Annotated in this window: 15 protein-coding genes and 1 pseudogene; 13 read left to right on the forward strand and 3 right to left on the reverse strand. The window is 70.9% G+C overall.

Translation table 11 applies throughout. The annotated features are described in order from the left end of the window. The 5 genes and pseudogenes from FHG89_RS16805 to katG form a co-directional block, all read left to right on the forward strand. Positions 1-403 (forward strand): annotated as a pseudogene (locus tag FHG89_RS16805) (pectate lyase); the annotation flags it as partial. 199 nt (positions 404-602) lie between these two features. Beyond that, a complete protein-coding gene (locus FHG89_RS16810; protein WP_139585333.1) occupies positions 603-1,751 on the forward strand; it encodes a zinc-dependent alcohol dehydrogenase in 1,149 nt (382 codons plus the stop codon). Between the two features lie 19 nt (positions 1,752-1,770). After that, positions 1,771-2,346, forward strand: coding sequence for a hypothetical protein (locus FHG89_RS16815; protein WP_139585334.1), 576 nt, complete (start codon positions 1,771-1,773; stop codon positions 2,344-2,346). A gap of 83 nt (positions 2,347-2,429) precedes the next feature. Further along, entirely contained in the window at positions 2,430-2,885 is a 456-nt protein-coding gene (locus FHG89_RS16820; RefSeq protein ID WP_139585335.1) for a Fur family transcriptional regulator, read from the forward strand. After that, the gene (gene katG / locus FHG89_RS16825) at positions 2,882-5,158 is read left to right on the forward strand and encodes a catalase/peroxidase HPI (RefSeq protein ID WP_139585336.1); all 2,277 of its coding nucleotides are present in this window, start codon (positions 2,882-2,884) and stop codon (positions 5,156-5,158) included. Before FHG89_RS16820 ends, katG begins: the two co-directional genes overlap by 4 nt. 79 nt (positions 5,159-5,237) lie before the next feature. Here katG and FHG89_RS16830 read toward each other — a convergent pair whose 3' ends face one another. Then, a complete protein-coding gene (locus FHG89_RS16830) occupies positions 5,238-6,170 on the reverse strand; it encodes an SMP-30/gluconolactonase/LRE family protein (protein ID WP_139585337.1) in 933 nt (310 codons plus the stop codon). A 227-nt stretch (positions 6,171-6,397) separates the two neighbouring features. Here FHG89_RS16830 and FHG89_RS16835 point away from each other — a divergent pair, with 227 nt between their 5' ends. Next, complete coding sequence (locus FHG89_RS16835) at positions 6,398-7,306, forward strand: DUF2336 domain-containing protein (RefSeq protein ID WP_139585338.1); 909 nt, start codon at positions 6,398-6,400, stop codon at positions 7,304-7,306. 237 nt (positions 7,307-7,543) lie between these two features. Beyond that, positions 7,544-8,119, forward strand: coding sequence for a sigma-70 family RNA polymerase sigma factor (locus FHG89_RS16840; RefSeq protein WP_139585356.1), 576 nt, complete (start codon positions 7,544-7,546; stop codon positions 8,117-8,119). A gap of 60 nt (positions 8,120-8,179) precedes the next feature. Here the strand turns inward: FHG89_RS16840 and FHG89_RS16845 are convergent, their stop codons facing one another. Then, positions 8,180-13,696: an ATP-binding protein gene (locus tag FHG89_RS16845; protein ID WP_139585339.1), complete on the reverse strand. Its 5,517-nt coding sequence runs from the start codon at positions 13,694-13,696 to the stop codon at positions 8,180-8,182. 197 nt (positions 13,697-13,893) lie between these two features. Further along, on the reverse strand, positions 13,894-14,244 hold the full coding sequence (locus tag FHG89_RS16850; RefSeq protein ID WP_208761000.1) for an MmcQ/YjbR family DNA-binding protein: 351 nt from the start codon (positions 14,242-14,244) through the stop codon (positions 13,894-13,896). Between the two features lie 233 nt (positions 14,245-14,477). Here FHG89_RS16850 and FHG89_RS16855 point away from each other — a divergent pair, with 233 nt between their 5' ends. The 6 genes from FHG89_RS16855 to FHG89_RS16880 all read left to right on the forward strand — a co-directional run bounded on the left by FHG89_RS16855 (position 14,478) and on the right by FHG89_RS16880 (position 23,821). Beyond that, a complete protein-coding gene (locus FHG89_RS16855; protein ID WP_139585341.1) occupies positions 14,478-15,296 on the forward strand; it encodes a basic amino acid ABC transporter substrate-binding protein in 819 nt (272 codons plus the stop codon). A 73-nt stretch (positions 15,297-15,369) separates the two neighbouring features. Then, complete coding sequence (locus FHG89_RS16860) at positions 15,370-16,164, forward strand: amino acid ABC transporter permease (RefSeq protein WP_139585342.1); 795 nt, start codon at positions 15,370-15,372, stop codon at positions 16,162-16,164. Positions 16,165-16,169: 5 nt separating this feature from the next. Further along, on the forward strand, positions 16,170-17,009 hold the full coding sequence (locus tag FHG89_RS16865) for an amino acid ABC transporter ATP-binding protein (RefSeq protein WP_139585343.1): 840 nt from the start codon (positions 16,170-16,172) through the stop codon (positions 17,007-17,009). Positions 17,010-17,312: 303 nt separating this feature from the next. Further along, positions 17,313-18,317 carry a multicopper oxidase domain-containing protein gene (locus tag FHG89_RS16870; protein ID WP_139585344.1) on the forward strand — a complete coding sequence of 335 codons (1,005 nt, stop codon included), beginning with the start codon at positions 17,313-17,315 and terminating at the stop codon, positions 18,315-18,317. Positions 18,318-18,335: 18 nt separating this feature from the next. Further along, positions 18,336-22,286, forward strand: coding sequence for a ThuA domain-containing protein (locus FHG89_RS16875; protein ID WP_139585345.1), 3,951 nt, complete (start codon positions 18,336-18,338; stop codon positions 22,284-22,286). Positions 22,287-22,294: 8 nt separating this feature from the next. Continuing rightward, the gene (locus FHG89_RS16880) at positions 22,295-23,821 is read left to right on the forward strand and encodes a chitobiase/beta-hexosaminidase C-terminal domain-containing protein (protein ID WP_139585346.1); all 1,527 of its coding nucleotides are present in this window, start codon (positions 22,295-22,297) and stop codon (positions 23,819-23,821) included. Positions 23,822-23,834 lie beyond the last annotated feature (13 nt).

Raw genomic sequence — 23,834 nt, forward strand, 5'->3', positions numbered from 1 at the left:
GACCACGCCCCCGCCCACCACGCCTCCGCCGGGCAGCGGCACCAACCTCAGCCTCGGTGCCGGCGCCGACGGCTCCAGCAAGGCCAGCGGCACGAGCTACGGCAACGTGCGCGACGGCAACCTCGGCACGTACTGGTCGCCCGCCGGGTCGACCGGCACGATCTCGATCAAGTGGGGTTCCGCCACCCGCGTCTCCCGCGTGATCATCCGCGAGCCGTCCGGCACCCAGGGCTCCATCGGGTCCTGGCAGCTCGTCAACAACGACACAGGAACCGTCCTGGCTTCCGGAAGCGGGGCGGGCGCCATCACCTTCGCCGCGACGTCATTGAGCAAGATCAATTTCACGATCACCAGCTCGGGTGGCGCGCCCCGGGTCGGCGAGTTCGAGACGTACGCCAGCTGACCGAAGCGGACGGTGCGGCCCTGACCCGGCGGTCCTCGCTGGTCAGGGCCGCACCTGCGCGGGGGATCGTGGCCCGACCGGGCTCGCGCGTGCGGGAACCGTCCACCGGTTTGCCCCCGAAACGCGGGGGTAGGGACACCGGTGCTTCGGGCGGTGCCGGGGCGGAATGTCCGGCAGCACGCTGGTCCAGGAGGCAGTCATGCGCGCAATGGTCTACCGCGGTCCGTACCGGGTGCGGGTGCAGGAGAAGGACCGCCCCACCATCGAGCACCCCAACGACGCCATCGTGCGGGTGACGCGGGCCGCGATCTGCGGGTCCGACCTGCACCTCTACCACGGGATGATGCCCGACACCCGGGTCGGGATGACCTTCGGTCACGAGTTCATCGGCGTGGTCGACGAGGTGGGATCGTCGGTGCGGAACCTCAAGCCCGGTGACCGCGTGATGGTCCCCTTCAACGTGTACTGCGGCTCCTGCTACTTCTGCGCCCGGGGCCTGTTCAGCAACTGCCACAACGTCAACCCCAACGCGACAGCCGTGGGCGGCATCTACGGCTACTCGCACACCTGCGGCGGCTACGACGGCGGCCAGGCCGAGTTCGTCCGCGTGCCGTTCGCCGACGTCGGCCCCAGCCCGATTCCCGAGTGGATGGACGACGACGACGCCGTCCTGCTCACCGACGCGCTCGCCACCGGCTACTTCGGCGCGCAGCTCGGCGACATCGTCGAGGGTGACGTGGTCGTGGTCTTCGGCGCCGGCCCGGTGGGTCTGTTCGCCGCCAAGTCGGCCTGGCTGATGGGCGCCGGCCGGGTCATCGTCGTCGACCACCTCGACTACCGGCTGGAGAAGGCGGCGTCGTTCGCCCACGCCGAGACCTGCAACTTCGCCGAGTACGACGACATCGTCGTGCACCTCAAGAAGATCACCGACCACCTCGGCGCGGACGTGGTCATCGACGCGGTCGGCGCCGAGGCGGACGGCAACTTCCTGCAACACGTCACCGCCACGAAGCTCAAGCTCCAGGGCGGCTCCCCGGTGGCCCTCAACTGGGCGATCGACTCGGTCCGCAAGGGCGGCACGATCTCGGTCATGGGCGCGTACGGGCCGATGTTCAGCGCCGTGAAGTTCGGCGACGCGCTGAACAAGGGTCTGACCCTGCGGATGAACCAGTGCCCGGTGAAGAGGCAGTGGCCCCGCCTGTTCGAGCACATCCGCAACGGCTACCTCAAGCCCAGCGACATCGTGACCCACCGGATCCCGCTGGAACACGTCGCGGAGGCGTACCACATCTTCTCCGCCAAGCTCGACGGCTGCATCAAGCCGATCATCGTCCCGAACGCCGCCTGACCGACCGGGGAGAGCCGCCATGCCCTACACGCCGGACAAGCCGAAGCTGGCCGAATCCACCGACGAGCTGCGTGCTCGTATCCCCGGATGGGGTGCCGACCTCGACCCCCGGGACCGCCCCTCGGTGCCGAAGGAGCGGTTCGACCCGGGCCTCAACGGCGCCCACTGGGAGTTCCCGCAGCGGCAGCCGGAGAAGTGGCCGCGGGAGATGTCGATCGAGCACGAGTTCCTCACCCCGGTCTTCGGCACCTCGTGCCCACCCCGAGGGCTCTCCGGCGTGATCCGCCGGTACTCCTACCGGACGTACAGCGAGGCTCGGGCGGCACACTGGCTGCTCCTGCTCGCGGCGGACCGGGTGGACGCCGTGGAGAGCACCCTGCGCTCGATGCTGACCCGGCACCCGGACAACCCGGTCACCGAGACCGGCGTCCTGAGCGAGTTCACCCACCACGGCCTCTCCTCGCGCCTGCGCGGCAAGCGGGTGGACCGGGTGCACCACCCGCTGGACCCGGTCGTCGTCGCGGCGCCGTGGGTGCTTGCCGGAGGCGTCGCGTACCTGGCCGCCCGGCGGGTCGTTCGGCGCAGGAGGGGCTGATCGGGCACGATCGGCAGGAAACGGGCGCGACGAGATTCCGCGAAATTTGATTCATTCCAGAAGAGTGGACTAATGTTCGGCGCATGAGGTCCGGTTTCGAGGCGCAGCTACGAGCCGTCTCGTTGCGCGTGACCCGACCCCGGGTGGCAGTGCTCGCCGCGCTGCGGGACCATCCGCACGTCGACACCGACACCGTGCTCCGCCTGGTCCGCGCCGATCACCCCACGGTCTCGCACCAGGCGGTGTACGACGTCCTGCGGGCGCTCACCGACGCGGGCCTGGTGCGGCGCATCCAGCCAGCCGGCGCCACCGCCCGCTACGAGGCGCGGGTGGCGGACAACCACCACCACCTCGTGTGCCGCTCCTGCGGCGCGATCGCCGACATCGACTGTGCCGTCGGCGACGCCCCCTGTCTCACCGCTTCCGACGATCACGGCTTCGTGGTCGACGAAGCGGAGGTCGTCTTCTGGGGCGTCTGCCCCGACTGCGCGACCGAACGCACCGCCCAGCGATCCGCCAGCTCGGAAGGAAGTACATGAGCGACACCCAGGACCAGGCCCCCGCCAGCGCACAGGGCGTGGACAAGAAGGAGGCGGCCGGCTGCCCGGTCGCGCACGACTCGGTGACCGCGCACGGCAGCGAGAGCGAGAACCCGGCGATCGACTCACCGACCCCGAAGACCGGCGGTCGCCCGCGCACCAACCGGGACTGGTGGCCCAACCAGCTCGACCTGTCGGTGCTGCACGCCAACTCGCCCAAGGGCAACCCGCTGGGGCCGGACTTCAACTACGCCAAGGAGTTCGCGAAGCTCGACGTCGAGGCCCTGAAGCGGGACATCGTCGAGGCCCTCACCACCTCGCAGGACTGGTGGCCGGCGGACTTCGGCCACTACGGCGGCCTCATGATCCGGATGAGCTGGCACTCCGCCGGCACGTACCGCATCCACGACGGCCGTGGCGGCGCCGGCGACGGCGGGCAGCGGTTCGCGCCGCTCAACAGCTGGCCGGACAACGCCAACCTGGACAAGGCCCGCCGCCTGCTGTGGCCGGTGAAGCAGAAGTACGGCCAGAAGATCTCCTGGGCCGACCTGTTGGTGCTCGCCGGCAACGTGTCCCTGGAGTCGATGGGCTTCAAGACGTTCGGCTTCGGCTTCGGCCGGGAGGACATCTGGGAGCCCGAGGAGATCTTCTGGGGCCCGGAGGACACCTGGCTGGGTGACGAGCGCTACGTCGGCGAGGCCGAGATGGCGCCCGAGGTCGGCGCGACCGAGATGGGCCTCATCTACGTCAACCCGGAAGGACCGAACGGCAACGCGGACCCGCGGGCGGCGGGGTACTTCATCCGGGAGACCTTCGGCCGGATGGCGATGAACGACGAGGAGACCGTCGCGCTGATCGCCGGCGGCCACACCTTCGGCAAGACCCACGGCGCGGCCCCCGCCGACAACCACGTCGGCCCGGAGCCCGAGGGCGCCCCGCTGGAGGCGCAGGGCCTCGGCTGGCTGAGCACCCACGGCAGCGGCAAGGGCCGGGACACCATCACCAGTGGTCTCGAGGTGACGTGGACCGACGTGCCGACGCAGTGGAGCAACCGCTTCTTCGAGATCCTCTTCGGCTTCGAGTGGGAGCTCACCACGAGCCCCGCCGGCGCGAAGCAGTGGGTCGCCAAGGACGCCCCGGAGATCATCCCGGACCCGTTCGACGCGTCGAAGAAGCACAAGCCGACGATGCTCACGACCGACCTGGCGCTGCGGTTCGACCCGGCGTACGAGAAGATCTCGCGCCGGTTCCTGGAGAACCCGGACCAGTTCGCGCTGGCCTTCGCCAAGGCGTGGTACAAGCTGCTGCACCGCGACATGGGCCCGATCGACCGTTTCCTCGGGCCGTGGGTGGCCGAGCCGCAGCTGTGGCAGGACCCGGTGCCGGCCGTCGACCACGAGCTCGTGGGTGACGCCGACATCGCCGCCCTCAAGGCGAAGGTCCTGGACTCCGGTCTCACGACCGCCCAGCTGGTCTCCACCGCCTGGGCGTCCGCCGCGAGCTTCCGGCACACCGACAAGCGCGGCGGTGCCAACGGCGCGCGGATCCGTCTGGAGCCGCAGCGCAACTGGGAGGTCAACCAGCCCGAGCAGCTCGCCACGGTCCTGGAGACCCTGGAGGGCATCCAGCGGGAGTTCAACGCCGCCGGTGGCGCGCGGATCTCGCTGGCGGACCTGATCGTGCTGGCCGGCTCGGCCGCCGTCGAGAAGGCGGCGCGTGACGCCGGCGTCGAGGTGACCGTGCCGTTCCGGCCGGGCCGCACCGACGCCACGCAGGAGCAGACCGACGTCGATTCGTTCCGCGTCCTCGAGCCCCGCGCGGACGGCTTCCGCAACTACCTGCGGCCGGGCGAGAAGACCCAGCCGGAGGTGCTGCTCGTCGACCGCGCCTTCATGCTCAACCTGACCGCGCCGGAGATGACCGTCCTCGTCGGCGGCCTGCGTGCCCTCGGGAACAACGTCGGCGGCGCGACGCACGGCGTTCTCACCGACCGGCCCGGTGTGCTCACCAACGACTTCTTCGCCAACCTGCTCTCCCCGGGCACCCGGTGGGCGGCGTCGAAGTCCGAGGAGCACGTGTACGAGATCCGGGACCTGTCCACCGACGAGGTGAAGTGGACCGCCACGGCGGTCGACCTCATCTTCGGCTCCAACTCCCAGCTGCGGGCCCTGGCGGAGGTCTACGCCAGCCAGGACGCGCGCGAGAAGTTCGTGGCCGACTTCGTCAAGGCCTGGACCAAGGTCATGGAGAACGACCGGTTCGACCTCGCCTGACAGTCACACCGACGAGCCCCGGCCGATCCCGCGAAGGATCGACCGGGGCTCCTCGGCGTACACGCACCCGCCGGACTGCTCAGCGGGCGCGGACGGCGACGACCGAGTACGGCGTGGTAGGGGTCGGGGGTGTCGAGAAGCGGGCGTTGGGCAGGTAGAGCCGACCCAGTGCCGGGGCGACGGTGGTGGGCACGTCGAAGTTCGGGTCGGTGATGGTGCCGGTGACCGTTCCGGCGGTGCCGGCGCGGTTCAGCGTGACCACCGCGATCTGGTTGAGGCGGTTCTGTACGACGTACAGGGTGCGGCCGATCAGCAGCAGCCCGTCGCCGTTGGTGAAGGTGTAGCCGGGAACGTCGACGACTGTGGTGGCGCCCGTCGCCGGGTCGACCCGGAACAGCGTGCCGGTGGTCGACTGCACGACGATCAACGCTCTGCCGTCCGGCGTGGTGACGATGCCGTTGAGGTTGACGCCGGTGCCGACCTGCTCGTACGCGCCGGTCAGCGCGATGGTGGTGAACCCGTCGGCGGGCGGCAGCGCGCCACCGCGGCCGAGCGGAAGCCGGTAGAGCACCGGTCGGTTGGAGTCGGTGAAGTACGCGGCCTCGCGGGTCAGGACGACGTCGTTGACGAACGTCGGGGCGGTGGCGAACTGGTAGCTCGCCAGCACCTCGCCGGTGCGGGTGTCAAGAACTCGGGCGTCGCCGGCGGTGCCGCCGGAGACGAACAGCCGACCGCGCGGGTCGACCTTCAGGCCGAGCGACGGGGTGCCGGTGGGTGCGCCGATCGTCGCGCCCTGTCCGGTGCGCAGGTCGACCCGGTAGATGGCGCCGGTGGCGCGGGAGCCGAGGTACGCGTACTGGCCGGCGGTGGCGATGCCCTCGGGCTGGAACCCGTCGGGCAGCGCGATGACGGCGGGCGGTCGACCTGTGCCGTGCGCCTGCGCGGGGGCGGCAGTGGTCAGTAGTGCGGCGCTCAGGACGACGCCGAGGGCGGTCCGGAGAGGACGGTTCACTGTGCTCCTTCCGGGCGGGCTGGGAACGCGCCCGCCACGATCACTGGGGCCAGGACCTTCCCCACTGTACGACCGCCGAGGGGAGCCCGCCGGGGGCGAACGAGGTGCCCCCAGCCCGGGACGCGTCGGGGTTCGCGCGCCGAATCCCGGGTCGCACCGCTTCGACCATCGTCAGTGCCCTGGTCGGGCTCGCGACGCCTCAGCAGGTCAGTGACATGATTGCGTCCATGGGAAAGCAGCAGGACGTCGGCGGGTCCGACCGTCACAGCGGGTCAGGTACCACCGGCGAACGTGCGATCGAGGGTGGCGTCGACGCGCGGCTCGCCCTCGCGCAGGATCCCGCAACACCACAGATGACCCTTTTCGACCTGGCGTCCGACCCGTCGGCGGCGGTCCGTAGGGCGGTCGCGTCGCGGGCCGACGCTCCCGCCCAGGCACTGCGCCCGCTGACCCGGGACCATGACCGTGGGGTACGGGAGGCCGTGGCGAGAAACCCCTCGGCGTCGATCGCGAACCTGTTGCGGCTCGTCAAGGACGCCGACCGCTGGGTCCGCTGGGCGGTCGCCGGCAACCCGGCGTGTGACGAGTCGGTTCGTCGGGTGATGTCGGAGGCGGCGGACAAGGAGCTTCGCGGCCTCCTCGCCGAGTCGCGCGAGTTGGAGCCCGAGCTGGCCGCCAGGTTGATCGAGGACGTCTCACCCGAGGTGCGGGAACGGCTCGCCACCCACACCCAGGACCCCGACGTGATCACCGCGCTGCTTGCTGATCGCACCGCCCGTGTCCGTAAGGGGCTCGCCCGCAATCCGCGGACCACCGCCGAGCAGCGCAGCGCGCTCGCCCAGGACCCGGTGGTCGACGTCCGTGTCGCCCTGGTCGGTGCGGTCGAGCTGGAGGACGCGGATCTGGCCCGCCTGGTGGACGACCGTTCCGTGCAGGTCCGACTGGCGCTGGCGAAATCCGAGGTCGTTCCGGCGCACATCCGGCAGGCCCTCGGGCGCGATCCCGACGAGATGGTGGCCAGCGCGGCCCGGGACTTCCGCCCGGCGTCGGCCAGATCCGCAGCGGTACGGGCTCCGCGCATCGGCCACCGGCCGTCCGGCAGCGGCAGACGCCGACCGGGCGGCGCCGCGCGCTGAGGCGGACGCGAGTCGCGGCGTCTGCCTTGCCGGCCCGGTCAACCCGAGCGGGGATTTTCGAGTCGACCGAATGGTGGACGCCCGGGAACTTTTCCGCGCCGGCCCCCGACAACCAGGATGCGCGGCCGACCGGCGGCGCTTCGACGACGGCATGGCGGACCGAGGACGTGACCTGATGAGGGTTTTTCCGCTCGCGCGTGGCACCGCCGTGGGCGCCACACGGTGGAGTGGCCGGTGGTGAAGGGCGCCACCGACGACGACCAGGTGACCCGGTGGGCGCAGGAGGCGGGTCAGGGCGATCGGGAGGCCGGCGCCGCGTTCGTGCGGGCGCTACAGGGTCAGGTCCGAGGGTTCCTGTCGCACCTCGCCGGCCCGGCCGAGGCCGACGACCTGACCCAGGAGACGTTCCTGCGCGCGTTTCGCAGCCTGCCCCGCTTCGCCGGCCGTTCCTCGGCCCGAACCTGGGTGTTCACCATCGCCCGACGCGTCGCTGTGGACCATGTCCGCGCCGTGGTGGCCCGGCCGAGGACGGCGACGGTGCCGGACTGGCAGTCGGCGGCCGAGGCCGCGGGCGCGGTCACCGCCGGCGCCGACGACGGTGTGACCCTGCATCACCTGATCGCCGGCCTGAGCCGGGAACGTCGTGAGGCGTTCGTCGCCACCCAGGTGCTCGGACTGTCGTACGTCGAGGCGGCGGACGTGTGCCAGTGCCCGGTCGGCACGATCCGCTCCCGGGTCGCCCGGGCCCGCGAGGATCTCGTGGCGGCCTGGCAGGCCGACGGACCCGGGACCCGCGGGCAGCGAACCGGTTGAGCGATGGCCCCGCCGGGCGGCCAGCCGATGCGGCTGACCGCCGGACGGGTCGGGTGCGCGTTATCCCAGCCGGGTCTCGATGGCCTCGATGATCCGCGGACGCAGTTCGGCGGCGCGGATGACGGCGTCCACCGAGCCGACCTCGACGGCCCGCTGGATGTTGTGCACCCGGTCGAACTCCGTGGCCACCTCGCCGAGCTTCTCCGCGCGCACCGACGAGCGCAGCTCGTCCAGTTCGGCGGTCAACGCGGCGCGTTCGGTGCCGGACGTGGCGGCGACGCGCGCCTCCAGGTCGCGTACCCGGGGGTCGGCCGCCGTACGGGCGTTGACGTCGGCGGAGAACACCACGGCGGCGGCGGGGGCGCCGCCGAGCACCGAGGCGAACGAGCCCTCCAGCGCCAGCACTGTCATGTTCGGGTTCAACGCCTTGGAGAACACCACGAAGGCTCCACCGTGGTAGCGCGAGATCACGCAGAAGACGATGGGTCCGCGGAAGTTCACGATCGCCCGGCCGATCTCCGCGCCGTACTCCAACTGGAGCTTGCGCATCGACTCCGGTGAGCCGTCGAAGCCGGACAGGTTCGCCAGCACGACCAGGGGCCGGTTGCCGCTGGCCGCGTTGATGGCCCGCGCGGCCTTCTTCGACGACCGGGGGAACAGCGTGCCGGCCGTGTAGGTGTCCGGGCCGTCGGTGGGCGGGAAGCCGTGCCGGGGCACCGAGCGGGACTCGATGCCGAGCAGGCAGACCGGGATGCCACCGAGGTGGACGTCCTGCACGACGGCGGTGTCCGCGTCGGCCATGCCCGCCCAGCGTTCCAGCACCGGGTGGTCCTGGTCGGAGAGGGCTCGCATCACCGTACGGATGTCGAACGGCTTCTTGCGGTCCGGGTTGGCCTCGGCGGAGAAGATCTCGCCGACGGTGGCGAAGGCGCTGCCCGCCACGTCGTGCGGGAAGGCGGAGATGTCGCGGTCGGCCGGGTCGGTGGTGGTGGCGCGCCGGGGGGCGTCCTCGCCGGGCGCGACGTACGTGTGGTCGTAGTGCGCCATCAGCACGTCCCGGGCGGCGGTCAGGTTCGGCGCCCAGTACTGCGCCTGCCCGTTCGGCCCCATCACCCGGTCGTAGCCGCCGATGCCGAAGTTGTCCTCGGCGGAGACGCCACCGGAGAAGTCGAGGGACTGCTTGCCGGTGAGCACCATCGCCGAGTCCGGTGTCATCACCAGCACGCCCTTGGTGTGCATCAGCATCGTCGCCTCGGCGTTCCAGTACGGCTGCGCGCCGACGTTGATGCCCGCGACCACGATGTTGATCTCACCGCCGGCCTGGGTGAACTCGACGATCCGCTTGAGGGCGGCGGCCACCCAGTCCATGTTCTCCGTGCCGGAGGTCATCGAGATCCGGGCGCCGGCGGACAGCGCCCACCACTCCAGGGGCACCCGCATCCGCTCCGCGAGGTCCAGGGCGGCGATGACCCGCCGGCACTCCGGCTCCGACAGGGCGCCCAGCGACTTCGTCGGGTCGCCGAGCAGCACCACCCGGGTGACACCCTGCGGGTACCGCTCGGTCGGCGTGGTGACGACACCGGCGACGATCGCGGCGCGGTTGCGCCCCTTCGGCCGGTCCACCGGCACCAGCGACGGAGCGCCGTCGGAGCCGGTTGTGGGCGGAGACGAGCACCGTCCATCCTGCACGGCGTGCGTGTCGTCGAGGTCGTGCTCGACGAAGTCGCCGAGCCGGCCGGTCAGCTCGTACGGGTACACCGTGTTGCGGCTGCTCGCCCGCAGCACCTTCAGCCGGTACTCGTCGAGCGGCTCGACCGGCTCCACCGGCGGTTCGCCGACGGCCAGCTCCGCGCCGCCGGTGGCGTCGAAGGAGATCCGTACGGCGATCTTGGTCAGCTCGCCGGTCCGGCGGTCCCGCTGGCGCGCGATGAACAGGATCTCCTCCAGCCCGGCGCCCACGGTCGTCGGGCGCACCCGCCCGGCGATCATCTCCATCTCCTCGCGGGTCAGCTCGCTCGGCGGCCAGACGTAGACCACGATCCGGTTGGTGTTGAACCGGGTCTTCGACGGCCGGCGCGACTGGGCGCGACGGATCGAGTCGAGGCAGGCGGCGATGGCGTCCTCGGTGGTGGGCAGCGCCACCAGCCGGCCGTCCTGCTCGCGCAGCTCGGTCAGGTCCCGTACCTGGGCGAACGCGACGAGGCGCTCGTCGGCCGGGTTCTCCCGCGCCACGCACTGGAAGAGGTAGACCTCCTCGTCCGACGACGGCAGCCGGGTCAGGTCGAACTTGTGCAGCCGCTCCAACTGCATCCGCTCGGCGATGTACGGGTGCAGGCCGCGGATCAGCCGGTCCTCGGCCATGGCGGCGCCGGACGGGCGGAACGTGAAGTGGTGGTGCATGACGGCCCCGCCGCGACCCGCGACGGTGGCGGTGAGCCGGCGGACCTGCGGGGGCAGCGGGTGCGCGGTGATGACGGCGAGCAGCGCGGCGGCCATCGCGTCGAAGTCCTCCGGCTGGTTCTCCCAGCCGAGGTAGATGTCGGCGTCGACGGACTCCTCGCCGGTGGCCAGGTCGGCGAGCCCGCGCAGGGCGCGGTCCAACGCGTCGAAGCTCACCGCGGCGGAGACCACACTGGAGTCGGCGCGCTCGGCGACCACGAACGAGCAGTCGGCGACCGTGCGGGTGCGTACGCTGGTGAGCGCCTTGTTGCCGTAGTACCGGCGGGTGAGCACCTCCAGCATGACCGTGTTGTCGAGGTGGTCGCGGACGAGGCGCTGGCCGAGCAGCCGGACCAACGGTTCGGTGCTGCGGACCATCGCGGCGACGCGCTCGGCGCGGTCGGGCGAGTCCGGGTGGGCGTCCAGGTGCCGCAGGTGTCCACGGACCTCGGCGTAGACGCGGGCGCGGTTGCGGCGCAGCAGCGGCTGGGCGAACCAGGCGAACACCACACCGCGGGCGAGGTCGGCGACGACCGGGAAGCGCACCTGCGTGGCGGCGATCAGCCGTTCCAGGGCGAGGCCGGCGGGCTCGCGCAGCGTCTCGTCCGGCGGGGTCTCCCGCAGCCAGGCGCGCAGCAGCGCCGCGACGACGGTGGCGTCGGCGGACGCGCGCTGCTGAGCCAGGAAGATCCGGAACACGGCGGCTTCGAGGTCGGGGCTGCGGTCGAGGTCGGTGACGCCGTAGTGGCCGAGCGCCTTGCCGAGCCGGGCCTGGAAGGCGTCCGGCAGGCCGGCGCGTTCGACGTCGAGGCTCTGCAGGTAGGTGTGGAAGTACTCGCGGGCGCTGTGCACGTGCGCGCCGCCGTCCTCGCCGGTGGGCCGGTTGCGGCTCAGTTCGGCCAGGTCGGCGAACACGGTGAGGAGGTCGAGTTCGGCGGCCAGCGGGCGGTGGCCGTCGTCGATGGCCGCACGACGGTCGGTGAGGTAGTCGTCGAGCACCCGGCGGTCGTCGTGCGGGTCGACGTCGAAGCCGAGCAGCAGGCCGCGCAGGTCCTCCTGACCGCGCCGGCTGCGCTCGGACGGCGACAGCTGCTCGGCGGAGGCGGGCAGGTCCAGTTCGACCGACGGGGTGGCGGTGGCGGTCGCGGTGTCGTCGCTGTCGTCGGCGAGGGGCTCCAGGCGCAGCAGCGGCGCGCCCGCCTCCACCTGGCTGCCCACGGAGACGGCGCACTCCTTCAGCCGCGCCTTGAACGGCGCCCGCAGCACCGTCTCCATCTTCATGGCCTCCAGCACGAGTACCGGCGCGCCCGCCTCGACCTCGTCGCCGATCTCCAGCGGCGTGGCGACGACAAGCGCGGGCATGGGGGAGCGCAGGACGCCTCCCTCGTCGCGGCTGACCCGGTGGGTGACACCGTCCACCTCGACCAGGTGCGTCGGCCCGTGCGTGCCGGTGAGCAGGCGGTACCTGATGCCGTTGACGACGATCTGGCCGGTGTGCCGATCGAAGCGGTCGAGTTCGACGTCGGCGGTGCGCACCACGCCACCTGACTCGATGCCCACCCGGAAGCGGTGCGCGCCGACCCGCGCCACCCGGGTGCGGTAGTCGACGCCGCGCAGCTTGAGATCGAGCGGTCGACCGCTGGCGTGCTGCACCTGCGGGCGCCCACCGGACGCCGTCGACAGCAGCCGCTGGCGCTCGACGCGCTCCTCCTCCTCGTACGACTCGATGGCGGCGGCGGCCAGGGCGACCGCGCTGTGCCGGTGCGCGACGAGTCGACCCGCGCCACGGACCCGGTCGATCCAGCCGGTGTCCGCGCTGGCGTCGATCACCTCGGGCTGGTCGAGCAGGTCGAGCACGAAGCTCTTGTTCGTGGCCCCACCCTCGATGATCACGGTGGTGTTCGCCATGGCCCGCCGCAGCCTGCCCAGCGCCTCGTCGCGGTCCCGTCCGTACGCGATGATCTTCGCGATCATGGAGTCGAAGTCGGCGGGGATGGTGTCGCCCTCGCTGACGCCGGTGTCCACCCGGATGCCGGGGCCGCTGGGCAGGTCGAGCCGTGCGATGCGGCCGGGCGACGGCGCGAAGTCACGGTCGGGGTCCTCGGCGTTCAGCCGGGCCTCGATGGCGTGGCCGCGCTCGGCCGGGGGCGCACCGTCCAGGCGCCCGCCGGAGGCCACGTGCAGTTGCGCCTTGACCAGGTCGAATCCGGTGGTCAGCTCGGTGATCGGGTGCTCGACCTGCAGGCGGGTGTTGACCTCCAGGAACGCGAACAGCCGGTCGCCCGGGTGGTACAGGAACTCGACGGTGGCCGCGCCCCGGTAGCCGACCGCCACGGCGAGCCGCTCGGCCGACGCCTTGAGCTCGGCCGCCTGCGCCCGGTCCAGCACCGGCGACGCCGACTCCTCGATGACCTTCTGGTTGCGGCGCTGCACCGAGCAGTCCCGGACGCCGATCGCCCACGCGGTGCCCTGCCCGTCGGCGATCACCTGGACCTCGACGTGCCGCGCGCCGGTGACCAGCCGCTCCAGGAAGACGATGCCGCTGCCGAAGGCCCGCGCCGCCTCCTGGCTGGTGCGCTCGTACGCCTCGGCGAGGTCCGCCTCGCTGGTGATCACGCGGATGCCACGCCCGCCGCCGCCCGCGGTGGCCTTGAGCATCAGCGGGTAGCCGATCTCGGCCGCCGCGGCCCGCGCCGCGTCCAGCGTCTCGACGGCGCCGCGACTCCACGGCGCGACAGGTACGCCGACCTTCTCGGCGATGAGCTTCGAGCCGATCTTGTCGCCGAGTTGGCGCATCGCCTCCGGGCTCGGCCCGACGAAGGTGACGCCGATCTTCTCGCACAGCTCGGCGAACGCCGGGTCCTCGGCGACGAAACCCCAGCCGACCCACGCGGCGTCGACCCCGGTCTCGACCAGGGCGCGCTCCAGCGTGGCGAGATTCAGGTACGGGCGGGCGGACGCCGGACCGAGGTCGTAGGCGATGTCCGCCTCGCGTACGAACGTCGCGGTGCGGTCGACGTCGGTGTAGAGGGCGACGGTTTCCAGCGGGACGCCGGTCTCCGCAGCCAGCTCGCGGACCGCGTGGATGAGCCGCATGGCGGCCTCACCTCGGTTGACGATGGCGATACGGTTGAACACCCGACTGACCCCTTTGGTAGACCATGGCCTGCGCGCCGCGAGTGGACGACTCCCGGCAGTGATCACTTTTCCGGCTGTGGGCGGGCGGCGCCATGGCGCAATCACCGAACCAACCGGCCCTCAGTTGTAGGAACTCCACAAATCTTTTGGTCCCCGTCCGACATAGGGCGAGGGTGGCACGTCGTGTGCCGGGGCTGCTACTCCGAGCGAGCGGTGCTGCGCATCCGCCATGCGTCGGTGATGAGCTCGGTCAGGCGCTCCACGTCCACCCGCTCCAGCCGCAGCAGGACCAGGGGCAGCCCGTCGTACCCGGGCGCGGTGAAGAACAGCTCGGGCTCGCCGAGTAGGAGCGCCTGCTTCTCCGCCTCGTCGCCCACGTAGAGCACCGCGACGTCGGTGCGGATGCGGCGGCGCTCCCCGGGCCGGCGCTCGGGGTAGGACCAGACGAAGCCCTTGTTGTCGACCCGGAAGTCGAAGCCCTCGCTGTCGATCTCGACGACGTCCGGTAGCGACCGGACCAGACTCCGCAGATCGTCGGCGTCAGCCATCGGGATCACTCCCGGACACCGACTCGCGCATGGGGACAGGCTAGCCGCCGCGTCGAGAGCGCGGGAGTCGCCCGGTTGCGGGCGGAATGTCGGGTTCCGCGCCCCCGCGGCAGGTCGGCCACCTGCCGCGATCTGGGTGCCGCCCGTCGGATCGGGTACCGTCGCCTGTCACACCATCTTCGCACCAACCTGGCTGCCCGTCACAGGGGGAGCCGCACCGGAGGGACACAGCCGTGAGGTTCTCAAGCGCAGCCCGCCAGGCCGGGCTCCTCGTGACGATCGCCGCACTGGCGGTGACCGCGGGATGCGCCAAGAAGGATGACAGCGAGGTCCAGGCGAACGGCGTCAAGCTCGTCCAGGCGGGCAAGCTGACGGTCTGCACCCACCTGCCGTACCCGCCGTTCCAGTCCAAGGACGCCAGCGGCAAGGTGACCGGCTTCGACGTCGACGTGATGGACCTGGTGGCCAAGGAGCTGGGCGTCGAGCAGACGATCATCGACACCCCGTTCGAGGGGATCAAGTCCGGCCAGGACCTGAACACCGGCAAGTGCGACACCGCCGCCGCCGGCATGACGATCACCGAGGAACGGCAGAAGGTGATGAACTTCTCCGACCCGTACTTCGACGCGACCCAGGCGATGCTGGTCAAGACCGGCAAGGCGTACAAGTCGCTCGACGACCTGCGGGGCAAGAAGTTCGGCGTCCAGGCGGCGACCACCGGCCGCGACTACGCCAAGAAGTACGAGAAGGAGAAGGGCCTGCAGCTCGTCGAGTTCGAGGATCTCGCCGCCCTCCAGCAGGCCGTCGCCAACGGCCAGGTCGAGGCCGCCATCAACGACCTGCCGGTCTGGACCGAGTACCTCAAGAACAACCCGGGCGGGTTCGAGGTGGCCGCCGAGTTCGACACCGGTGAGCAGTACGGCTTCTCGGTGAAGAAGGACGGCAACCCGGAGCTGCTCAAGAAGATCAACGAGACGCTGACCAAGGCCAAGCAGGACGGCACGTACGACACGATCTACGAGAAGTGGATCGGCAAGCGGCCGAGCGCCTGATCGACGCTCCATCGGGCAGGGCGCGCGCCGGCGCCCTGCCCGTCGGCACCCTCCGGGAAGGCAACGACCGAACGTGAAGCTGCGACGCCGTCAGCGGGAACGACTGTCCCTCGGTATCCAGTACCTGGTGTTCATCGCCGTCATCGCCGCGGTGCTCTTCGCCGCGGACTGGGACAGGTTGGCCGACGCGTTCTTCCGCGTCGACATCATCAAGTCGATGTTCCCGACGATCATCACGGTCGCGCTGCGCAACACCATCCTCTACACGCTTGGCGCTTTCGCCTTCGGCCTGGTTTTCGGCACCATCCTGGCGCTGATGCGGCTGTCCCGGGTGGCGCCGTACCGCTGGGTGGCGACGGCGTACATCGAGTTGTTCCGGGGTCTGCCCGCGCTGCTGGTGCTCTTCCTCGTCGGGTACGGCATCCCGATCGCCTTCCCGGAGCGCCAGATCCCGGGCGGCGTGTTCGGTTCCATCGCGATCGGCCTGGGGTTGACCGCGGCGGCGTACATGGCCGAGACCATCCGGGCCGGCATCCAGGCTGTCCCCAAGGGGCAGATGGAGGCGGCGCGCACCCTCGGCATGTCGCACTTCACTGCCATGCGCACGATCGTCATCCCGCAGGCGTTCCGGATCGTGATCCCGCCGCTGACGAACGAGTTGATCCTGCTCACCAAGGACTCGTCGCTGGCCTACGTGCTGGGCGTGACGGCGCAGACCATCGAGATCACCAAGTTCGGCCGGGACATGCTGAACGACCGGGTGAACGCGACCCCGCTGCTGGTGGCCGGCCTCGCCTACCTGGTGATCACCCTGCCGCTGTCCCAGGTGGTACGACGCCTCGAACTCCGCTACGCCAAGGCCCGGTGACCCGCATGACGACCACGCCATCCCGTCCCGCCGTCGAGATCCGCGACCTGCACAAGTCCTTCGGGCCCCTGGAGGTGCTCAGGGGCATCGACTTCGAGGTCGCCCAGGGCGAGGTGGTCTGCGTCATCGGGCCGTCCGGCTCCGGGAAGTCGACGTTGCTGCGCTGCGTCGACCTGCTCGAGGAGCCGACCGCCGGCCGGATCTGGGTGAACGGCGTCGAGATGACCGACCCGGACGTCGAGGTCGACGCCGTGCGTCGCGGCATCGGCATGGTCTTCCAGTCGTTCAACCTGTTTCCGCACCTGACCGTGCTGAACAACCTCACCATCGCCCAGCGCCGGGTGCTGCGGCGCGGTCGCGCCGAGGCCGAGCGGATCGCGCGGGCCAACCTGGAGCGCGTCGGGCTGACCGACAAGGCCGACGCGTTCCCGGCGCAGCTCTCCGGTGGGCAGCAGCAGCGGGCGGCGATCGCCCGGTCGCTGTCGATGGAGCCGAAGCTGATGCTCTTCGACGAGCCGACCTCCGCGCTCGACCCGGAACTCGTCGGCGACGTGCTCACCGTCATGCGCAAGCTGGCCGAGGAGGGCATGACGATGATGGTGGTCACCCACGAGATGGCGTTCGCCCGCGACGTCGCCGACCGGGTCGTCTTCATGGACGGTGGCGTGGTGGTCGAGCAGGGGCCGCCGCAGGAGGTGCTCGGCGCGCCGAAGCACGAACGGACCCGTGCGTTCCTCTCCCGGGTCCTCGACCCGACCCGTGTCGCGCAACTCGGCCAGCCCGACCAGGCTCCCGAGCCGCCCGCGGCCTCCGGCCTGCCGGCCGACGACCGCCGCGCCGTCTGACGGTCCTTTCCTGGTACGTCCACCCCGTCGGCAGTGCCGGCGGGCCGTTGGCGCGTGCGGTGACGGCGCGGAGCAGGTTCATGCTCGATCGAAGTGCGTCGTGATGTCAAGGTAATCTTTTTGCAATCAGACCTGTACTTTCGTCGATGGATTACATAAGTTGCTGTCATCCACCGAAAGTTCTGAGTCTTCCGAGCAAAGCCCGCGACGAGCCTCACCCTCAGTCGTGCCTGGACCCCCGTGCTCGGCGGTCGATGCACCCTGCCCTTCGTCGCGTCTTCGCCCGGTCGGGAACGGAGACCCATGGACGATCACGCCGTTGGCTCCCACCGCCACCTGTCCCGTCGATCCCTGATCGCCACCGGGGCGCTCGCCGCCGGAGCGTTGGGCGCGTCCGCCCCCACGCTCGGCACCGCGTTCGGAGGCAGCCCTGCCCGGGCCGCCGCCGGCGTCACCAGGAAGGTCACCCTTTACGCGGAGCAGTTGCCCGGAGGGCTGTTCGGGTACGGCCTCGCACCCGGCCAGGCCACCGTGCCGGGGCCGGTCCTGGAGATGTACGAGGGCGACACCCTGGAGATCACCCTGGTCAACACCACAAACCAGAGGCTGTCCATCCATCCGCACGGGGTGGACTACAGCACCGACTCGGACGGCAGCCCGTTCAACGCCTCGTTCAACGATCCCGGTGAGACGCGGACGTACGTCTGGCGCTCGCACGAGATGGTGGCCGCGGCGGGTCGGCGGTACATGCCGGGCAGCGCCGGCTACTGGCACTACCACGACCATGCCATGGGCACCGACCACGGCACCGGCGGTGTCGCGAAGGGACTGTACGGGGCACTGGTCGTCCGGCGGCGCGGCGACATCCTGCCGTCCAAGCAGTTCACAGTCGTGTTCAACGACATGATGATCAACAACAAGATGGCGCCGGACACCCCGATGTTCGAGGCGAACCTCGGCGACCGCGTGGAGTGGATCGCCATCGGGCACGGCGGCACCTTCCACACCTTCCACCTGCACGCGCACCGCTGGGCGGACAACCGCACCGGGATGTTGGAGGGCCCGGCCGACCCGAGCCTGGTGATCGACAACAAGGACCTCAACCCGGGCAGCTCCTTCGGGTTCCAGGTGCTGGCCGGCGAGGGCGTCGGCCCCGGGGCCTGGATGTACCACTGCCACGTGCAGTTCCACTCCGACGGCGGCATGGCCGGGATCTTCCTGGTGCGCAACGCCGACGGCAGCATGCCGCCCGGAGCCGAGGAGGCGATCCACCGGTTCCAGGGCCACACCCACACGCACGGAAGCTGACCGAAAGTGGGGACGGGGATGACCAGAGATCTACGACGAGCCCTCGCCGCGGTAGCGGCCATCGCGACACTGATCCCAGCAACGGCTACGGCGTCGGCCGCGGCCGCGGCCGCACCGCGAACCGCGGCGCCAGCAGCGGCGACGCCGCACACGAAGACCGCGGTCCTCGTGTTCCACGGCCCGGTGGCCGAGCAGCAGGACCCGGTTTCGCGCGCCGTGGACACCATCCGACAGCTTGCTGTCAGTAATGACATCGATGTCACGGCCACCACGGACCCAGGTGTGTTCACCACGGCCGGGCTGTCCGCGTACCGCAGCGTGGTCTTTCTCTCCGCGGCGGGCGCCGCGCTCAACCGCGACCAGGAGTCGGCGCTGCAGGGCTACATGAAGGCCGGCGGCGGCTTCGTCGGCATCGCCGACGCCGCCCGCGCCCAGGTCGACTCCACCTGGTTCACCGGCCTGATCGGCACCCGCCCGGCCGGGGCCATCCCGGTGGCCGAGCCGGTGGCCCGGGTGACCGCCAGCGGCGAGAACGCGCCGAACGAGACGAAGGAGAAGCTGACCGACGGCGACGCCAACACCAAGTGGCTGGTCCGCACGCCGACCGCCTGGGTGGCGTACGAGCTGGCCGCGCCCAAGCGGATCACCGGGTACGCGCTGACGTCGGCCAACGACTCCGCCGGGCGCGACCCGAAGGATTGGACCCTGCAGGGCTCCACGGACGGGCAGACCTGGTCCGATCTGGACCGACGCACCGGCCAGAGCTTCCCGGACCGGTTCCAGACCCGCCGCTTCGACATCGCCACGCCACAGGAGTTCACCCGTTACCGGCTCACCGTCACCGCGAACAGCGGCGAGCCGCTGACCCAGCTCGCCGATCTGCGCCTGTTCACCGGCAGCACCACGGCACCACCGCCGCCCGCCGTGAACCGCGCGGTGGTCGACATCCTGGACCGGAAGCACCCGGCGACGGCGTCGCTGCCGCTGACCGTCACCCGGTCGGACCGCTGGGAGAACTGGGATCCCAACCCGATCGGCACCGTGCACACCCTCGCCCAGGTGCAGGAGCGGCACTACGACCCGGGCCCGGCCGCCAACGGGCCCTTCCACCCGGTGTCCTGGTGCCGGGACTACGACGGGGGCCGGTCGTTCTACACGGGCATGGGTCACGCCGAGGGCAGCTACGGCGAGGAGGCGTTCCGCGCACACCTGGCCGGCGCCCTCACCTGGACCACCGGTCGGGTACGCGGCGACTGCCAGGCGACGATCGCCGCGAACTACAAGGTGGAGCGGCTCACCGCCGCCAACCAGACCGGGCAGCTGGACCAGATCGGCGAGCCGCACGGGCTGACCATCGCGCCGGACGGCACTGTCTTCTACGTCGGCAAGGCGGCCTGCCCGAGCGGCCCGATCGCGGACTGGAACAACCCGAAGGTCGGCCTGGGCTGCGGCACCATCCACTCCTGGGACCCGGCCACCAAGCAGGTCAAGCTGCTCACCACCCTGGAGGTGATGGGCAACCGGGGCAGCGGCTCCGAGCTGGTGAAGAACGAGGAGGGCCTGCTCGGCATCGTGCCCGACCCCGCGTTCGCCGACAACGGCTGGCTCTACGTCTACTGGATGCCGCACGAGTCGATCGACCGGGTGAAGCGGGTCGGTCAGCGCACCGTCTCGCGGTTCACGTACGACCGGCAGGCGCAGACCATCGACCAGGCGACCCGCAAGGACCTGTTGCAGTTCCCCGTGCAGATCCACAGCTGCTGCCACGCCGGCGGGGGCATGGCGTTCGACGACAGGGGCAATCTCTACGTCGGCTCCGGCGACAACAACTCCTCCGAAGGGTCGCAGGGCTACTCCGGCAACAACTGGACCGAGGAGTACCAGGGGATCTCGTTCCAGGACGCCCGGCGCACCTCGGGTAACACCAACGACCTCGCCGGCAAGATCATTCGAATCCACCCGGAGCCGGACGGCACGTACACCATCCCGGAGGGCAACCTGTTCCCACCGGGCACCGAGAAGACCCGACCGGAGATCTACGTGATGGGCGTGCGCAACATCGCCCGCCTCCAGTTCGACCCGGTGCGCCAGTGGCTGACCGCCGGCTGGGTCGGCCCGGACGCCTCGTCACCCAGCCCCACCCTGGGCCCTGCCAAGTACGAGACCGCCACCATCATCACCTCGGCCGGCAACCAGGGCTGGCCGTACTGCATGGGCAACCGGCAGCCGTACCGGGACCGCAGCAGCACCGACGCCACCGTGCTGACCGGCTGGTACGACTGCGACAACCTGAAGAACACCTCGCCGCGCAACACCGGCCTGGTGGACATCCCGGCGGCCCGGGACAACATGATCTGGTATTCGCCAAGCGGTGGCGGCCCGGTGTTCCCGAAGCGGACCGACGGCAGCGGCCTGCCGACGTACGTCGCGGCGGACGCCACCTACACCCAGCCGTACCTGCGCGGCGGCGGGCAGGCCATCATGTCCGGTCCGACCTACCACCGGGAACTCGTCGACACGAACAGCGGCGTGGCCTGGCCGGAGCACTGGGACGGCAAGTGGCTCATCGGCGACCAGTCGAATGCGGCCAACCGGGTCGCGGTCACCGTCGATGAGGCCGGAGTGCCGACCGCCGCCCCACCGGTGTACGCCGAGTCGCTGCGGGCCATCATCCCGAGCGGCAACGGCGACACCAGGTTGCAGAGCTGGATGGACGCCAAGTTCGGCCCGGACGGGGCGCTGTACCTGCTGGACTACGGAGGCGGGTTCTTCAGCCTGCACCCCAACCAGAAGCTGATCCGGATCACCTACACCGGTGGCGCTCCCACCCCGGCCCCGGCGGCGACCTCGGCGGCCGTGCAGAACAAGCCCCTGACCATCGCCTTCACCGGCTCCCGCTCCGGCGGGGTCAGCTACCGGTGGGAGTTCGGTGACGGCGCCACGTCGACCGAGGCGAACCCCCGGCACACGTACGCCCGGGTCGGGAGCTACACCGCGAAGCTGACCGTCACGTACGCCGACGGTGAGACGGCCACGGTGCAGACCACGGTCACGGTGGGCTGCGCGGTGCCCGACGCCCGGCAGAACGTGTGGCTCGGCGACACGGACACCGGGGTGCCCAGCCGTACGGTCGGGCAGGGCTGCACGGTCAACGACCTGATCGACGACGAGAGCACCTGGACCGACCACGACGCCTTCGTCCGACACGTGAGCGCGGTGGCCCGCGCGGCGCAGGACGACGAGCTGCTCACCGCCCGCGAGTCGGGCACGCTCACCCGGTTGGCCGCCGCGTCCGGGATCGGCCGGGACGGGCACACCGGGTACGAGCCGCTCTTCGACGGCACCGACGAGTCGCTGCGCGGTTGGCAGCAGGCGCCGACCGGATCGTTCGCCATCCAGCCGGACGGGTCGCTGCGCTCCAGCGGCGGCCTGGGCATGCTCTGGCACACCAGGGAACTCGGCGACTTCTCGCTGAAGGTGCAGTTCCGCGACATCGCACCGGGCACCGGCCGGGCCAACACCGGCGTCTTCATCCGGTTCCCGGACCTGCGAACCCCTCTCGACCAGCGGCCACCGGGCAGCTGCGGCACCGTTGGATCGGCCCGTACCTCACCGGCCTGGATGGCCATCTACTGCGGACACGAGATCCAGATCTACGACGGTGAGACCGGCGAGCCGCAGAAGACCGGCTCGGTCTACAACTTCGACCCGGTGCCACTCGCCCAGGCCGGCGTCACCCCGAAGGAGCAGTGGAACGACTACGAGATCCGCGCGGTCGGGCAGCACTACACGATGATCCGCAACGGCGTGGTGATCAACGAGTTCGACAACACGCCGGGCAAGCAGTCCTCCCGGGCCGGCGATCCGCCGACCGACCTGCGGCAGTTCCTGCGCGGCTTCATCGGCCTGCAGAACCACGGCGACAACGACCTGACCGAGTTCCGCAACATCCGCGTTCGGGAACTCTAGGAGAAACGATGATCAGACGCCTCACGGCTGCGCTGTCGGCGCTGCTGCTCACGGTGATCCCGTTGGCCGCGACGCCCGCCTCCGCCGCCCCGATCGTCGCGGACCAGGTCCTGACCTGGACCGCCGACGACGACACCACCCGCTACAAGTCCGTGCCCACCCAGGCGGTGGCCGGCCCGACCACGATCATCTGGGAGAACAGCGCGGCCACCGGCAACACCACCGGGATGCCGCACACGCTGACCTTCGACACCTCCACCGAGGGTTACAACCACGACGTCACCCTGAACATCCTGGCCAACCCGTTCGACGCCAACGACGGCCGCCACCAGGCGACCGTGACGCTGTCCCCGGGCCGGTACCGCTACTTCTGCGCGATCCCGGGCCACAGCCAGATGGTCGGCGAACTGGTGGTCACCGAGGGCGGAGGTGGCGAGGACACCACCGCGCCGACGGTCTCCGCCGCCGTGTCTGGTGACCGCGACGCGGACGGCAACTACGTCGGCGCGGCCACCGTGACCGTCTCGGCCACCGACGCCGGATCCGGTGTGGACACCGTCGAATACCAGGTCGACGACACCAGCTTCCAGCCGTACACCCAGCCGGTCCGGCTGACCGCCGTCGGCGACCACTCGGTGCAGTTCCGCGCCACCGACCAGGCCGGCAACACCAGCGCCGTCGGCTCGGTGGCGTTCCGGATCGTCGAGCCGACGCAGGAGGACACCACCGCGCCGGTGGTCACGGCCGCCCTGGCCGGCGACCGCGACGGCGACGGCAACTACATCGGTACGGCCACCGCCACGCTTACCGCCACCGACGCCGGTTCCGGTGTCGCCACCATCGAGTACGCCCTCGACGGGGCCGCCTTCACCCCGTACGCGAACCCGGTCGTGGTGTCCGGGGTCGGGATGCACATGCTGCACTACCGGGCGACGGACGTCGCCGGCAACACCTCGGCCGAGCAGATGGCCCACTTCACGGTCGTCGCCCCGGCCCAGGAGGACGAGACCCCGCCCACGGTGTCCGTCACGGTCACCGGCGACCGGAACGACGACGGCGGGTACGTCGGCGCCGCGACCGTGACCCTCACCGCCGTCGACGACGGCTCAGGTGTGGCGTCGGTCGAGTACGGGCTCGACACCGAGGCCTGGACCGCGTACACGGCCCCGGTCACCGTGCGCGCGACCGGCGCGCACACGCTGCGGTACCGGGCCACCGACGCCGCCGGGAACGCCTCCACCGAGCAGTCGACGACGTTCACCGTGGTGGCGGACGGCACCGACGCCTGCCCCGGGTCCGACACCCGGGCCACTGTGGTCATCGACGGCGACGACACCGGAGTCGCCAACGTCGACACCGGTGACGGCTGCACCATCAACGATCTGATCGACGAACACGCCGACCACCCGGGCCACGCCGCCTTCGTCCGGCACGTCGAGACGGTCACCACCGCGCTCGTGACCGGCGGATCGCTCACCAAACGGCAGCAGGGCGCCATCGTCCGGGCCGCGGCCCGATCGGAGGTCGGCGCATGAGTCCTCGAATCTC

It is taken from the genome of Micromonospora orduensis, from assembly GCF_006228125.1.
GTDB lineage: Bacteria > Actinomycetota > Actinomycetes > Mycobacteriales > Micromonosporaceae > Micromonospora > Micromonospora orduensis.